A 14,624-nucleotide genomic window follows, 5' to 3' on the forward strand; every position below is an offset into this window, starting at 1 on the left:
AGGGTTGTTTTTTTCCCATTATACGAACAGGCGGCCCGAAGCCGCCCGTGTTTCGCGCGATTAGAGGATACCGTCGAATCCCTGCACCAGGCGGCGCTTCTCGTCCAGCTTGAAGCGCGCGCTGTCCATGCTGTTCTCCAGCGTCTGCGTCATGCCGGCCTCCAGGTGCGGCTTGAGCCAGTCCGACATCTGTTGCAGCGGGATGCTGTTCCAGTAGACGTTGGGCGCGCTCTTGGCCAGCACGTTGGGACGGTTGCCCGGATTCGGCGCGGTCAGCTGGTCGAGGTGCTCGGTGAAGGTCTTCCACGACAGTTGCGGATGTTCGTCGCCCAGCGCGAACACCAGGCCGATGCGCATCACGTCGGCCTGCGCCGGAATCTCCGGCGACAGCGCGATGGTCGCCGCGCGCGCCGCCAGTTGCGGATCGCGCACCCGCATCAGCAGCGGATAGAAGCGCCGCACCTCGGTCTCGTTGGCCGAGGCCTTGGCGATGCCGTGCAGCTGCTCGAAGGCGGCGGCGTCGGCGTTCTGCGCCACGATGGTCAGGATCATGCTCTGGTCGTCCGGGGCGATGCTGCTGCGGTCGGCCACGTAGCGGGCGAAGCGGGTCCGCGCCTCGGCCACGATGTCGCGGTCGCCCCAGGCGCCGAGGCGGGCGATGACGCTGCGGCGCAGGCGCTGCACGCCGGCGGTCTCGTCGGCGCCGGGCTGCCAGCCGAGGCGGCTGGCGATCGGCTTCAGCAGCTTGCTGGCGTAGGCCAGGTAGGCCGGGTGGCCGGCGGTGCCGCGCTCGGCGCGTTCCACCGTCGACAGCGCGTCGATGATCTGGTTCCAGGCCCGTTCGTTGAGCTCGTCACCGAGCGCGCCGGCCAGCGTCAGGTAGGCGGCCAGCGGCTGTTCGCCGCGTTCCACCAAGGCCCACTGGTCGTCCAGCAGCGCGATGCGGTCGCCGGCCGGCAGGCCGCGGAACTGCTGCGCGTTGGTGCGCAGCGTGGCGGCGTCGTAGCTGGCGCGGAAGAAGCCGTCGGCGCCGGCGTTGATGCTCAGCGCCTGGTCGCAGCGGCCGGCCGCGACCTGCTGGCCGTCCTCGGTCAGCAGCAGCGATTGCGGCGCGCCGTCGGCGCCGACGCGCAGCCGCAGCGGGATGTTCCAGTGCGGCTGCGAGGCGTCGTCGCCCTGCAGCAGGAAACGGCGCTGCGACAGCTTGATGCTGCGCGCGCCGGACGGGTCGCAGCTGGCGGCGACCGCCACCAGCGGGAAGCCGGGCTGGTCGACCCACAGGTGCGCCAGCGCGCCGATGTCGCGGCCGCTGGCGGCGCTCAGCGCGTTCCACAGGTCGGTGCTGGTGGCGTTGGAATAGGCGCGCGCCTTCATGTAGGCGCGGATGCCGTCGCGGAAGGTGTCCGGGCCGATGTAGGCTTCCAGCATGCGCAGCACCGCCTGCCCCTTGTTGTAGATGATCAGCGGGTCGGCGCCGTTCTGCGGCGCCAGTTCGTCGAGCACCGGATTGTGCACCGCCTTCGAGCTGATCACGGCGTCGACCCGCATCGCCGCTTCCTTGCCGCCGTCCTCCTGCTCGCGCACGTGCCAGCTCGGATTGCGCTTGTCGGTTTCCTTGGCCGCGCCCCACGAGGCGAAGCTTTCGTTGAGCCAGATGTCGTCCCACCAGCCCATCGTCACCAGGTCGCCGAACCATTGGTGCGCCATCTCGTGCGCCTGGATGCCGAACACCAGCTGGCGGTTGTCGATGGTGGAGGCCGGCGTCAGCAGCAAGGTCTGGTCGTTGTAGGTGATCGCGCCCCAGTTTTCCATCGCGCCCTGGAAACCGCCCGGCACGGCGATCGCGTCCAGCTTCGGCAGCGGGAACGGGTGGTCGAAGTAGTCGTTGAAGTCGAGCAGGATCTGGCGCGCGTCCTGCAGCGCGATGGCGCCGTTGTTTTCCTGGCCGCGCACGGCCCAGACGTTGATGTCGGTGTTGCCGGCCTTGGTGCTGATCTTGGCCATGTCGCCGCTGGTCAGCTCGACCAGGTAGGACGGCATCTTCGGCGAGCGCTCGAAGGTGGTGGTGGCGATGTCGCCGCGCACGCTGCGCTTGGCGACCGGCATGTTGGAGATCGAGACCCACTTGGCCGGCGTGGTGGTGGTCAGCTTGAAGGTGGAGCGGAAGGCCGGCTCGTCCCAGCACGGAAACATGCGGCGCGCGTCGGTGGCTTCGAACTGGGTCGACAGCAGGATGTCCTTGCCGCCGTCCGGCTTGACGAACGGTTGCGCGAACAGGCCGCGCGGGCCGCTCTCGATCTTGCCGGTGTAGTCCAGCGTCAGCGTGTGGACGCCGGCGGCGGCGGGCTTGGCCAGCGTGACCGAGACGATCTGCCGTTCGGCGTCGATGGCGACGCGCTTGACCGGGCGGCCGTCGAGGCGCACCTGCTGGAACTTCAGGTCGATGGCGTTGAACTGGATGGTGGCGGTGGCCTCGCGGAACTGCAGCTTGACGGTCTGCTTGCCGCGCAGCGTGCGCGCCGCGACGTCGGGCACGATGGCGACGTCGTAGTCGACCGGGATCACGTTTTTCGGCAGATGCCCCGGCGCCTGGTCAAACGAGAAGGGCGCTTGTTGCGGCGCCGGTGCGGCGGCCAGTGCGGCGTTGAACAGCAGCGCGGCGGCGCCGGCGATGAGGGTGCGGGGCAAAAGCATTCTGTGCATGACGTGTGCATCTCCGGTGGGCTGAATGGATAAACCGGTCTACGTTAATCCTTGTCGCGCGTCGCTGTCAACCGCACTGATGCTGCTTAGTCGCTTGCCGCTAAACAAAGGAATCGTTGTTGATTTCTTTTGACATCAAATTTTTTCATATCTATCTTCCGATCGGTCTAAACGATTTAGTGAATAATTCTAAAGGGAACGTAAATGTCTAGGAATTTGAAAGTAATCCCGTTGGCGATCGCGCAGCTCGTGACCGCCGGCGCATTTTCAGCCACCTTCGCCGCCACGGCGATGGCGCAGCAGCAAGGCGCCGATGCCGGCGGCCAGCCGATGGAGCGGGTGGAAATCACCGGTTCCTTCATCCGCCGCGCCGACGCCGAGACGCCGAGTCCGGTGCAGGTGATCACCGCGGTCGACATGAAAAACTCCGGCTACACCTCGGTGGCCGAGGTGCTGCAGCACATCACCGCCAACGGCGCCGGCAATCTGAGCCAGACCTTCTCGGGCGGCTTCGCCGCCGGCGGTTCCGGCATTTCGCTGCGCGGCTTGAACAACAACGCGACGCTGATTTTGATCGACGGCCACCGCATGGCGCCCTATCCGCTGGCCGACGACGGCTCGCGTTCCTTCGTCGACATCTCCAACATTCCCTTCGACACCGTCGAGCGCATCGAGATCCTGAAGGATGGCGCCTCGGCCGTCTACGGCTCGGACGCGATGGCCGGCGTGGTCAACGTCATCCTGAAGAAAAACCTGGTCGGCACCTCGATCTCGGCCGAGGGCGGCCGCGCCACCGAAGGCGGCGGCGAGACTACCCACGTCACCTTCGCGCACGGCATGGGCGACCTGGCCACCGACGGCTACAACGCTTACATCGGCCTGGAGTACCGCCATCAGGATCCGATCAAGTACACCGACCGCCTCGGACGCGGCGACTGGCAGTCGCTGGACATGTCGCGCCACGGCGGCGCCAACAAGGCGCTGGGCGTGATCACGGCGCAGAACACCGCGCCGCTGACCTTGTCGCCGTACCTGCTCAATCCGAACGTGCCGCGCACCAGCGGCGCCGACAACAGCGCCGCCTTCGCCTTCTTCCCGGGTACCGCCTGCGGCAGCTATGCGCAGATGGCGTCCGGCGGCTGCGCCTATGACGATCCGTACAAGGAAATCCAGCCGAAGACCGAGAACATCAATCTGCTGGCCAGCCTGACCAAGCAGCTGGCCAACGGCTGGCAGGCGGACTTCAAGGCGTCGCTGTTCCAGAGCCAGGTGCGGCTGCCGCAGGGCTTCAGCAACTTCCCGTCGTCGTATGGCACGCAGCTGGAGATGCTGTCCGGCGTGCCGCCGCACTATGTGGCCGGCACCGCCATTCCGGCGATCCGCGTTCCGGCCAACTATCCGGGCAATCCGTTCGGCGTGCCGGCCATCCTGCGCGGTCCGATTCCGAACGCGCCGGCGCGCAACATCACCACCGATTCCAAGGCCTACCGCGTGGTGGCCGAGCTGCACGGCACCGCGGCGGAATGGGACATCGACGCATCGCTGGGCTACACCCGCAACAACCTGTCGCGCCAGAGCACCGGCGGCCTGAACGTGCCGGCGCTGAACGCGGCGCTCAACCGCGCCAGCAATCCGTATTCGGTCTACGGCAAGAACACCGATGCCGACATGGCCAACATCTTCCGCACCGTGTCCTCGTATGACACCTCGGAGCTGGCCTTCGCCGAACTGCGCGGCTCGCGTGCGGTGGCCAAGCTGCCGGGCGGTGATCTGATGCTGGGCGTCGGCGTCGGCTCGTTCCGCACCGAGTTGTCGGCGCCGGCGATGCCCAACCCGGACGGCTACACCAACGGCGCTTATGCCTTCGGTTCCGAGACCGACACCTCGGCCTACATGGAATTCGTGGCGCCGGTGCTGAAGAACCTGGAGATCGACGGCGCGGTCCGTTACGACCACTACAGCCTGGCCGGCAGCTCGACCACACCGAAGGTGGCGTTCAAGTACACGCCGAGCGACAGCTTCGCGGTGCGCGGCACCTTGTCGCGCGGCTTCCGCGCGCCGGGTCCGGCGGAGAACGGCAATTCGGCCAGCAGCGGCGGCGTCGGCAGCGCCAGCGACGCCGTGCTGTGCCCGGGCGGTTACCGCGCCGACGGCAAATATCCGAAGGGTACCGTCATCGCTTCGTGCAACGAATCGCTGATCGGCCTGACCACCACCAATCCCGATCTGAAGCCGGAAGAATCGACCTCGGCGACCTTCGGCATCATCCTGGAGCCGGTCAAGGGTTGGAGCAGCACCGTCGACCTGTACCAGATCAAGGTCAAGGACCAGATCGTCGGCGGTCCGTTGTCCGGCACCCCGGTGCGCAACGCGCCGGAGCCGAGCGACTGCGCCGACGGCAACGGCGGTTCGACCATCTGCACGCCGAGCATCGGCCGCATCGCCTACTACCCGGCGACGCCGATCAACGCCAACAGCACCCGCACGCGCGGTATCGAGTTCGGCACCCGTTATCGCTTTAACCTGGGCGACTACGGCCGCTTGAAAACCGAGTTCCAGTACACCCACGCGTTCAGCTATGTGATGACCATCGGCGGCGTGGCGTACCAGCTGGCCGGCAGTCATGGTCCGGCGGGCATCGGTGCGGATACGGCGAATCCGAAGGATCGCGCGCAGTTCGACCTGAACTGGGAAAAAGGCAAGTGGGAAGTGGCCGGCAGCATGCACTGGATTTCCAGCTATGACCTGACCGATCCGACCAGCGGACAGTTCAACTGCGCCGACGGCGGCACGATGAATGGTGTCTTCCCGACTGGCAACACGCCGGATTATTTCTGCCGTGTGCATTCCTTCCTGGAGACGGACATGACGGTCAACTACAAGCTGGACAAGCAGTGGACGTTCCACGCGTCGGTGACCAATCTGTTCAACAAGCAGCCACCGGTGGACGTCAGCACCTACGGCAGCGGCCGGCCTTACAACCTGTCGCTGCACTCGGCGGGCGCGGTCGGCCGCTTCGTCAACGTGGGCGTGGCCTACAAGTTCTGATCCCCGGATCGGCAGCATCAAACGGGCGGCTTCGGCCGCCCGTTTTTTTTGTGGCGCGCAGCATACACGTATGGGGTGTGTTTTTTTCGGGTTTTACTAGAACCTGCGATCCGCTGCTGCCTCGCGATAACCGCCGATATTTCATCAGAGTGGCCACTAATTCGGGAACTAAACGGCGATATCCGGCTCTAACGTTTATAGGCTGCAGAGATTTTAGTAAGAGGTAGCGCGCGGTAGTAAAGCTTCGCAATGGTTATCAGCGCCTAGTAAAAACCGATTTTCAGGAGCCCCCACCATGTGTACTGATCTTCCCTTTGCCTTCCCCATCCGAGTTCCAGACAATTTGCTGGTGGAATTCGGAAAATTTACCGGTCTTCATTGGAACGACACGTTCTCGATGGAGCCCTTCGTTTGCGAAGCGCTCCGCAACTACATGAATCCCGCGCCGGCAGCGCAGGCGCCGGCGGTCGCGCAGTCCGAGTCCGGCTACCAATGGAAGGAAGTATTTCTTCCCGAAGGAACGAGGCTGCGCGCAAGCTTCGACCACAAGCAGTACTTCGCCGTGGTGGCGGGCACGGAAATCGAATACGGCGATCACGCCATCTCGCCATCGTGCTTTGCCAATTTGTTCGGCTGCGGCAACCGCAATGCATGGAAAGCCGTCTGGCTGCGCCTGCCGGGCAGCACTGAATGGCTGCTGGCCGATATCTGCCGCTCTGCCCGCAAAGCCGCAATAGCGCGCCTGATGGCAGGCGATACGGACGGAGGCGCCCAGCCATCCCCGCCCAAGCCACCCGCACCGTCCGCCCCGGCCGCACCTCCCACATGGCCCGCGCCGTCCTCCCCGAGCACAACTCTCGCACGTCCAGCACTGGCCGCATCGTCCGCACGGGCCTTACCTGCCGGGCCGACCGCATCGCTCGCGCCACCCGCGTCGCCCGCACCCCGAGGTAACGGCAAACAGCCTGCCAAACAGCCAACACCGCGCCGGACAGGCGAGCGCGGCACCACCGATAGCGCGTTTGCTGGCACCCGCGCAAGAAGAGCACCGGACGACGCGGCCGCCGCAAACACAACGCGGCAAAACTCTCATAAAGACGCTTTTTTCAAAATTGCACAAATTATCTAAAATAAGATAATATGTGCAAATGAAAAAAACGCCCGAACAACAGAACTTGCTGGCGCAGATGCGCCAAGTCGCCGACGGACTAGCCCAGACGCTGGCCCCGTTCTGCGAAGTCGTGCTGCACGACCTGACCGAACCCGAGCACGCCATCCTGGCGATCCACAACAACCTGTCCGGCCGCGAAGTCGGCGCACCGGCCACCGAGCTGGGCCTGGCGCGCGCCGCCGATCCTGATTTCGCCCAAGTGATCGCCAACTACCCGAACACCTTCGCCGATGGCCGCCGCGCCAAGAGCACCTCGATCGGCATCAAGGACAGCAAAGGCCAATATGTGGCCGCACTGTGCATGAACGTCGACCTCACGGTATTCCGCAGCCTCAACACCCTGCTGACGCAGTTCAGCGCCGTCGACGGCGACACTGCAGTACACGAAACGCTGGAACCGGCCGGCGCCGACGCCATCCGCGCCCGCATCGACCAATTCGCCGCGCGCCTCGCCACCACCCCGCGCGCCCTGAAGGCCGACGAGCGCAAGGCGCTGATGCGCGAGTTGAAAGAGTCCGGCCTGAGCGACGTACGCCGCGCCATGGACATCGTCGCCAATTATCTGAACGTCTCCCGCGCCACGGTGTACAACGATGCCAGATAACGCCCGCCTGCTATTGCTGGACCGCGACCAGGCCGCCGCGCTGCTGCGGCCGGACGACGTGCTGGCCGCCGTGCGCGAATCGTTCCTGTTGCACGCCAGCGGCGCCGGCCGCATCTTCCCGCTGGTGCGCGAAGCCTTGCCGGCCGGCGTGTTCGGCATCAAGTCGGGCGGCGTGGCGGAACAGGATTTGTTGGGCATGAAGGCAGCGGGTTTCTGGCCCGGCAACCGGCCGCTCGGCGCGGACGGGCATCAGGCCACCATCATCCTGTTCGACCCGGCGACGGGACGGCCGCAATGTCTGATCGACGGCAATGCCGTCACCACCGCGCGCACTGCCGCCGCCGGCGCGCTGGGCCTGCTGGCGCTGGCGCGGCCGGACAGCGAAACGCTGTGCGTGTTCGGCACCGGCGTGCAGGGCGCGGCGCACGTCGACTACGCGCTGCGCGTGATGCCCGGCCTGAAGCGCGTACGCTACCTGACCTCCGACGGCCGCCGCGACCCGCAATTCGAAGCCCGCTTTGCGCAGCGCTGCGACATCGCGCCCGGCGCCGACGCCGACGCGGCGGTCGCCGACAGCGACATCGTCATCACCGCGACGCCGGGGCGCGGGCCGCTGTTCTCGGCGGCGGCCGTGCGGCCCGGCACGCATGTGAACTGCGTCGGCAGCGACACGCGCGGCAAGCGCGAACTGCCGGACGGCCTGCTGGCGCTGGCCCGCACCTGGGCCGACGACCTCGCGCAGGCGCGCGCCATCGGCGAATTGCAATGGTCGCCCGACACGCCCGCCGCCGAACTCGGCGCACTGCTGGCCCGCGCAGCGCCCGCGCGCCACGGCATCGCGGCCGACGCCATCACCATCTTCGACATGACGGGCATCGCCCTGCAGGATCTTTCGGTCGCGCGCATGCTGCACCAGCGCGCTTTGGCAAACGGCACAGGCACCAGCATCGCCTGGCCCTGGTAAACAAAGGAACACCATGAGCGAACTCCAACTCCCAACCTACGCCGATGTGATCGCCGCATCGGAACGCATCGCCGGCGTCGCGCACCGCACGCCGGTGCAAACCTCGCGCACCGCCAACGCGGAACTCGGCGCCGAGATCTTCTTCAAATGCGAAAACCTGCAGCGCATGGGCGCGTTTAAATTCCGCGGCAGCTATAACTCCCTGGCCAAGTTCGACGTCGACCAGCGCCGCGCCGGCGTGGTCGCCTTCTCCTCGGGCAACCACGCCCAAGGCATCGCCTTGTCCGCACAGCTGCTGGGCATCCCCGCCACCATCGTCATGCCGCACGACGCGCCGCCGTCAAAGATCGCCGCCACGCGCGGCTACGGCGCGCAAGTGGTGCTGTACGACCGCTACACCGAAGACCGCGAACAGATCGGCCGCGACCTGGCGCAGAAACACGGCCTGACCCTGATCCCACCCTACGACCATGCCGACGTGATCGCCGGGCAGGGCACCGCCGCCAAGGAACTGTTCGAAGAAGTGGGCGAGCTGGATTATCTGTTCGCCCCCTTGGGCGGCGGCGGCCTGCTGAGCGGCACCGCGCTGGCGACCCGCGCCCTGTCGCCGCAGACCAAGCTATATGGCGTGGAACCGGAAGCCGGCAACGACGGCCAGCAATCCTTCCGCAGCGGCGCCATCGTTCACATCGACACGCCGAAGACCATCGCCGACGGCGCGCAAACCCAGCACCTGGGCCAACTGACGTTCCCGATCATCCAGCGCGACGTGGACGACATCCTGACCGCCAGCGACGACCAGCTGCGCGCCGAAATGCGCTTCTACGCCGCGCGCATGAAGATCGTGGTCGAGCCGACCGGCTGCCTGGGCCTGGCCGCCGCGCGCGCGATGAAGGATCAGCTGAAGGGTAAGCGCGTAGGCATCATCATCAGCGGCGGCAACGTCGACATCGAACGCTACGCCGCACTGCTGGCGCAATAAAAAAGGCGGGGTCAGTTCCGGCAACGTGCCATTTACGGAATTAATTCCGTAAATGGCACGTTGCCGGAACTGACCCCGCCTTTGTTGCTACTTGTTACGCTGCGGGCAGCTTGGCGATCTGCTCGCGCATCTTGTCCAGCGTGGCCGAGAAGTTGGCCACGCGTTCCTTCTCCTGCGCCACCACCTCCACCGGCGCGCGCGCGACGAAACTCTCGTTCGACAGCTTGCCGTTGGCCTTGGCGATCTCGCCTTCCAGACGGGTGATCTCCTTGGCCAGACGCTCACGCTCCGCCTTGACGTCGATCTCCACCTTCAGCATCAACTTGGTCGTGCCGACGATCGACACCGCCGCCGGCGATTCCGGCAGCGCATCGACGATCTGCACCTCGGCCAGCTTGCCCAGCGACTGGATGTACGGCGCGAAGCCCTCCATCGCCGCCTTGTCGGCCGCATTGCCCGCTTCCACGATCAGCGGCACGCGCAACGACGGCGCCAGCTGCATCTCACCGCGCAGATTGCGGGTGGCGTCGGTCAACGCCTTCAGCTTCTGCATCCAAGCCTCGGCCGATTCATCGATATTGGCGGTGTTGGCGATCGGGTACGGCTGCATCATGATCGAATCGCCCGTCTTGCCGGCCAGCGGCGCGATGGCCTGCCACAGCGCCTCGGTGACGAACGGGATAATCGGATGCGCCAGGCGCAGCACCACTTCCAGCACGCGCAGCAGCGTGTGACGAGTGGCGCGCTGCTGGCCTTCGGTGCCGCTTTGCACCTGGACCTTGGCCACTTCCAGATACCAGTCGCAGTACTCGTCCCAGACGAACTTGTAGATCGTCGACGCGATGTTGTCGAACCGGTAGTCTTCGAAGCCCTTCGCCACATCCAGCTCGGCCTTCTGCAGCAGCGAGATGATCCACTTGTCGGCGTTCGACAGGTCGGCCTCGCTGGCCGAACAATCCTTGCCCTCGGTGTTCATCATCACGAAGCGGGTCGCGTTCCACATCTTGTTGCAGAAGTTGCGATAGCCTTCGGCGCGGCCCAGGTCGAAGTTGATGTTGCGGCCCAGCGAAGCGTAGGACGCCATCGTGAAGCGCACCGCATCGGTGCCGTAAGCGGCGATCCCTTCCGGGAACTCCTTGCGCGTGGCCTTGGCGATCTTCTCGGCCGCTTTCGGGTTCATCAAGCCGGTGGTGCGCTTCTCCACCAGCGCATCGATGCCGATGCCGTCGATCAGATCGATCGGATCCAGCGTGTTGCCCTTGGACTTGGACATCTTCTGGCCGGTCGAATCGCGCACCAGGCCGTGCACGTACACGGTCTCGAACGGCACCTTGCCGGTGAAGTGCGCGGTCATCATGACCATGCGCGCCACCCAGAAGAAGATGATGTCGAAGCCGGTCACCAGCACCGACGACGGCAGGAAGGCCTTGATATCAGGCGTTTCTTCCGGCCAGCCGAGGGTCGAGAAAGGCACCAGCGCCGACGAGAACCAGGTGTCGAGCACGTCGTTGTCGCGGCGCAGCGGGCCGGTGCTGCCGGCGGCCTGCTGCTTGGCCAGCGCTTCGGCTTCGGTCTTGGCGACGAAGATGTTGCCGGCTTCGTCGTACCACGCCGGGATCTGATGGCCCCACCACAGCTGGCGCGAGATGCACCAGTCCTGGATGTTGTTGAGCCACTGGTTGTAGGTGGTGCTCCAGTTCTCCGGCACGAACTTGATCTCGCCGCTGGCGACCTTGTCCAGCGCGGTCTCGGCGATCGATTTGCCCGGGAAGAAAGTGCCTTCCGGCGCCGGCTTGCTCATCGCGACGAACCACTGGTCGGTCAGCATCGGCTCGATGACGACGCCGGTGCGGTCGCCGCGCGGCACCATCAGCTTGTGCGGCTTGACTTCCACCAGCAAGCCTTGCGCGTCCAGGTCGGCCACGATCTGCTTGCGCGCCACGAAGCGGTCCATGCCGCGATAGGCTTCCGGCGCCTCGTCGCTGATCTTCGCTTCCAGCGTCAGGATCGACGGCATGCCCAGGTTGTGGCGCTGGCCGACGGCGTAATCGTTGAAATCGTGCGCCGGCGTGATCTTGACGCAGCCGGTGCCGAATTCCTTGTCGACGTATTCGTCGGCGATGATCGGGATTTCGCGGTCCGACAGCGGCAGCTTCAGCATCTTGCCGACCAGCGGCAGATAGCGCTCGTCGGTCGGATCGACCGCAACGGCGACGTCGCCCAGCATGGTTTCAGGGCGGGTGGTGGCGACCGTCAGCGAACCGCTGCCGTCGGCCAGCAGGTACTTGATGTACCACATCGAACCGTCTTCTTCCTCGGAGACCACTTCCAGGTCGGAGACGGCGGTGCCCAGCACCGGATCCCAGTTGACCAGGCGCTTGCCGCGGTAGATCAGGCCTTGCTCGTGCAGGCGGACGAAGACGTCGGTGACGACTTTCGAGCGCGGCTCGTCCATCGTGAAGTATTCGCGCTTCCAGTCCGGCGACGCGCCGAGGCGGCGCATCTGGCCGGTGATGGTGGAACCGGATTTCTCTTTCCACTCCCAGACTTTTTCCACGAATTTTTCGCGCCCCAGGTCGTGGCGCGAGATTTTCTGCGCGTCCAGCTGGCGCTCGACGACGATCTGGGTCGCGATGCCGGCGTGGTCGGTGCCCGGGATCCAGGCGGTGTTATGGCCGAGCATGCGGTGGTAGCGGGTCAGGCCGTCCATGATGGTCTGGTTGAAGGCATGGCCCATGTGCAGGGTGCCGGTGACGTTCGGCGGCGGCAGCTGGATGCTGAAAGAAGGTTTGCCGGCGTCGAGGGTGGCGGTGTAGTAACCGCGCTGTTCCCACTCGGTACGCCAGAATTGTTCAATGTCGGCAGGCTCGAAAGACTTGGCTAATTCCATGATTTGATTAGTATTCTATAAATGCGTTTGCGAAAACAGCCATTATAGATGACACGGCCCATGCTGCGTATTATTGCGGCAGCTAGAATAGGGCATCAATTGAAAGGAGAATCTCATGGCTATGACCTTGTCGGAGATCGAGGCTGGTATTAAATTGCTAAGTCTTCAGGAGAAAAAGCATGTGCTGCAGTCCTTGCTGAGCGAAGTGGTCGATGCGAAATTAGATCTGCGGGACTTGCTCACGATCGAAGCAATGGAGGATATCGATAACGGTAATTTCGTCGAGCATCAGGATGTGCTCGCGTGGGCCAACAGTTTGGGAACGGCGTCGCCATTGCCGCTGCCTGTGCCGAAGAAAAAATGAAACTGCGCTGGAGCAGCAAGGCACTTGCCGACCTGCGGCGGTTACACGAATTTTTGGCGCTTTTAGATCCGCAGGCTGCGGCCAGGACGGTTGCTGCCTTGGCCACCGCGCCCAACGTTTTGCTGGCCAACCCAAGAATAGGCGAACCACTCCAGCAAAAGAACATCGTTATATATAACAGGAGACCTGCATGCCCAATTTTGAAACCCTGACGATCAGCGTCGAAGACCGTATCGCCACCGTTCGCCTGAACCGGCCGAACAAGCTGAACGCGATGAATATGGCGATGTGGAACGACATCCGCAGCGCCTTCCAGCACATCGATGCGACGCCCGAGATCCGCGTCGCCATCCTGGAAGGTGAGGGCAAGGCCTTCACCGCCGGCATCGACCTGCAAATGATGATGGGCCTCGGCGCGCAGATCCAGAACGATTGCGACGGCCGCATGCGCGAAAACCTGCGCCGTATCATCCTCGACCTGCAAGACACGCTGACCAGCCTGGAGCGCTGCCGCAAGCCGGTGCTGGCTGCCGTGCACGGCGCCTGCGTCGGCGGCGGCATCGACCTGATCTGCTGCGCCGACATGCGCTACTGTTCTGCCGACGCGTGGTTCACGATCAAGGAAATCGACATCGGCATGACCGCCGACGTCGGCACCTTGCAGCGCCTGCCCAAGCTGATCGGCGAAGGCATGGCGCGCGAGCTGGCCTACACCGCGCGCAAGGTCGACGCCACCGAGGCCAAGGAAATCCGCCTGGTCAACCGCGTCTTCGAGTCGCCCGAAGCCCTGCGCGCCGGCGTGCGCGAAATCGCCGCCAGCATCGCTGCCAAGGCGCCGCTGGCGATACGCGGCGTCAAGGAAATGATCAGCTACGCGCGCGACCACACCGTCGCCGACGGCCTCAATTACAACGCCACCTGGAACTCCGCCATGCTGATGTCGGCCGACCTGCAGGCCGCAATAATGGCCAGCATGAGCAAGTCCACGCCCGAGTTCAAGGATTAAGATGGAGATACGAGCCACGACAGCGGACGACTGGGCAATCCTCAAAGAGATACGCCTGGCCGCATTGAAGGACGCACCAACCGCCTTCGGCGTCAGCTACTCCACCGCAGCGGCCTATACCGACGCGCAATGGCGCGAACGCGCCGCCGGCCCCCATCCCTTATTCCTGCTGGCCTTCCTTGACGGCGAGGCCATCGGCATGATCGGCGGCGGCGTTAGCGCCGCAATCGGCGAATACAACCTAATCGCCATGTGGGTCAGGCCGGAACATCGGGGCGGTGGCGCCGCCGCACAACTGGTGGCCGCAATCAAAGCCAGCGCCGCCGCAAAAGGGTACACACGCATCGTGCTGGACGTAGCACCAGAAAACGCCAGAGCCGCCGCCTTCTATCGCCGCCAAGGCTTCGTCTTCCTACCCGAATGGGAGCCGCTAGACAGTCATCCCGAAATCCAAGTGCAGAAAATGGAGTGGCGCAGCGAGGATTTCATCAATTGATTGGATCTTTCCGCAACCGTTTCAGACCATAAGAGGCCAGTATGCCAAATGGCCAGCAGACGAAGAGTATCCCTTCCCAGCGTTTCCAATGCCGATACGTTTCATCGGAATGGGGTACGCCCGTCTTGCCGCAGTAAGGGCCGTCTGCGCATCGCGTATATGGCGCGTCGGTGTACATTATCAGGCCGTAAAAAAACACGGCGAGGCAACACGCTATGACGCCGCACGCCAGCACTTGCAGCTTGAAATATTTTCCTTTAAAAAGTTGCTCCCGTGATCTTGCCCCCGTATAACCGGACACGTCCTATCGCTTAGTTAGCGCCGCTTTCTTGAGCCCGGCGCGCCAGCTCCCTCCTGAACATGCGAGGAGATTTCAACTTCAACGACGAATGCGGA

General features: G+C 64.4%; 11 protein-coding genes. 9 read left to right on the forward strand and 2 right to left on the reverse strand.

Annotated features, from left to right (window positions below; genetic code table 11):
• Window positions 1-60: 60 nt before the first annotated feature.
• Window positions 61-2,688 (reverse strand): M1 family metallopeptidase, encoded by a 2,628-nt coding sequence (locus tag GW587_RS27335; RefSeq protein WP_166108063.1) that lies wholly within the window; start codon window positions 2,686-2,688, stop codon window positions 61-63.
• Between the two features lie 219 nt (window positions 2,689-2,907).
• Here GW587_RS27335 and GW587_RS27340 point away from each other — a divergent pair, with 219 nt between their 5' ends.
• The 5 genes from GW587_RS27340 to GW587_RS27360 all read left to right on the forward strand — a co-directional run bounded on the left by GW587_RS27340 (window position 2,908) and on the right by GW587_RS27360 (window position 9,472).
• Window positions 2,908-5,751: a TonB-dependent receptor domain-containing protein gene (locus tag GW587_RS27340; RefSeq protein WP_166108064.1), complete on the forward strand. Its 2,844-nt coding sequence runs from the start codon at window positions 2,908-2,910 to the stop codon at window positions 5,749-5,751.
• A 295-nt stretch (window positions 5,752-6,046) separates the two neighbouring features.
• Window positions 6,047-6,880: a hypothetical protein gene (locus GW587_RS31520; protein ID WP_229259681.1), complete on the forward strand. Its 834-nt coding sequence runs from the start codon at window positions 6,047-6,049 to the stop codon at window positions 6,878-6,880.
• Between the two features lie 19 nt (window positions 6,881-6,899).
• Complete coding sequence (locus tag GW587_RS27350; RefSeq protein WP_166108065.1) at window positions 6,900-7,526, forward strand: helix-turn-helix transcriptional regulator; 627 nt, start codon at window positions 6,900-6,902, stop codon at window positions 7,524-7,526.
• Window positions 7,516-8,490, forward strand: a complete 975-nt coding sequence (locus GW587_RS27355; protein WP_166108066.1) for an ornithine cyclodeaminase family protein — start codon at window positions 7,516-7,518, stop codon at window positions 8,488-8,490. The genes GW587_RS27350 and GW587_RS27355 overlap by 11 nt, the downstream gene beginning before the upstream one ends.
• Window positions 8,491-8,503: 13 nt before the next feature.
• Window positions 8,504-9,472 carry a threo-3-hydroxy-L-aspartate ammonia-lyase gene (locus tag GW587_RS27360; RefSeq protein WP_166108067.1) on the forward strand — a complete coding sequence of 323 codons (969 nt, stop codon included), beginning with the start codon at window positions 8,504-8,506 and terminating at the stop codon, window positions 9,470-9,472.
• Window positions 9,473-9,566: 94 nt separating this feature from the next.
• On the opposite strand, the gene GW587_RS27365 is transcribed toward GW587_RS27360, so the two are convergent.
• Complete coding sequence (locus GW587_RS27365) at window positions 9,567-12,362, reverse strand: valine--tRNA ligase (RefSeq protein ID WP_166108068.1); 2,796 nt, start codon at window positions 12,360-12,362, stop codon at window positions 9,567-9,569.
• Window positions 12,363-12,477: 115 nt separating this feature from the next.
• Between GW587_RS27365 and GW587_RS27370 the strand changes: the two genes are divergently transcribed.
• From GW587_RS27370 to GW587_RS27385, 4 genes are read left to right on the forward strand one after another with little or no spacing between them, the layout of a single operon-like run.
• Window positions 12,478-12,726: a CopG family transcriptional regulator gene (locus GW587_RS27370; protein WP_166108069.1), complete on the forward strand. Its 249-nt coding sequence runs from the start codon at window positions 12,478-12,480 to the stop codon at window positions 12,724-12,726.
• Complete coding sequence (locus tag GW587_RS27375) at window positions 12,723-12,938, forward strand: type II toxin-antitoxin system RelE/ParE family toxin (RefSeq protein WP_166108070.1); 216 nt, start codon at window positions 12,723-12,725, stop codon at window positions 12,936-12,938. Before GW587_RS27370 ends, GW587_RS27375 begins: the two co-directional genes overlap by 4 nt.
• Window positions 12,917-13,732, forward strand: a complete 816-nt coding sequence (locus GW587_RS27380; protein WP_166108071.1) for a crotonase/enoyl-CoA hydratase family protein — start codon at window positions 12,917-12,919, stop codon at window positions 13,730-13,732. Before GW587_RS27375 ends, GW587_RS27380 begins: the two co-directional genes overlap by 22 nt.
• Before the next feature lies 1 nt (window position 13,733).
• Window positions 13,734-14,228, forward strand: a complete 495-nt coding sequence (locus GW587_RS27385; protein ID WP_166108072.1) for a GNAT family N-acetyltransferase — start codon at window positions 13,734-13,736, stop codon at window positions 14,226-14,228.
• Window positions 14,229-14,624 lie beyond the last annotated feature (396 nt).

The sequence above is a fragment of the Duganella aceris genome, from assembly GCF_011090165.1.
Classification (GTDB): domain Bacteria; phylum Pseudomonadota; class Gammaproteobacteria; order Burkholderiales; family Burkholderiaceae_D; genus Rugamonas; species Rugamonas aceris.

Coding starts and splice junctions, on each gene's coding strand:
- GW587_RS27340 (WP_166108064.1), top strand. CDS start 2,908: ATGTCTAGGAATTTGAAAGTAATCCCGTTGGCGATCGCGCAGCTCGTG.
- GW587_RS31520 (WP_229259681.1), top strand. CDS start 6,047: ATGTGTACTGATCTTCCCTTTGCCTTCCCCATCCGAGTTCCAGACAAT.
- GW587_RS27350 (WP_166108065.1), top strand. CDS start 6,900: ATGAAAAAAACGCCCGAACAACAGAACTTGCTGGCGCAGATGCGCCAA.
- GW587_RS27355 (WP_166108066.1), top strand. CDS start 7,516: ATGCCAGATAACGCCCGCCTGCTATTGCTGGACCGCGACCAGGCCGCC.
- GW587_RS27360 (WP_166108067.1), top strand. CDS start 8,504: ATGAGCGAACTCCAACTCCCAACCTACGCCGATGTGATCGCCGCATCG.
- GW587_RS27365 (WP_166108068.1), bottom strand. CDS start 12,362: ATGGAATTAGCCAAGTCTTTCGAGCCTGCCGACATTGAACAATTCTGG.
- GW587_RS27370 (WP_166108069.1), top strand. CDS start 12,478: ATGGCTATGACCTTGTCGGAGATCGAGGCTGGTATTAAATTGCTAAGT.
- GW587_RS27375 (WP_166108070.1), top strand. CDS start 12,723: ATGAAACTGCGCTGGAGCAGCAAGGCACTTGCCGACCTGCGGCGGTTA.
- GW587_RS27380 (WP_166108071.1), top strand. CDS start 12,917: ATGCCCAATTTTGAAACCCTGACGATCAGCGTCGAAGACCGTATCGCC.
- GW587_RS27385 (WP_166108072.1), top strand. CDS start 13,734: ATGGAGATACGAGCCACGACAGCGGACGACTGGGCAATCCTCAAAGAG.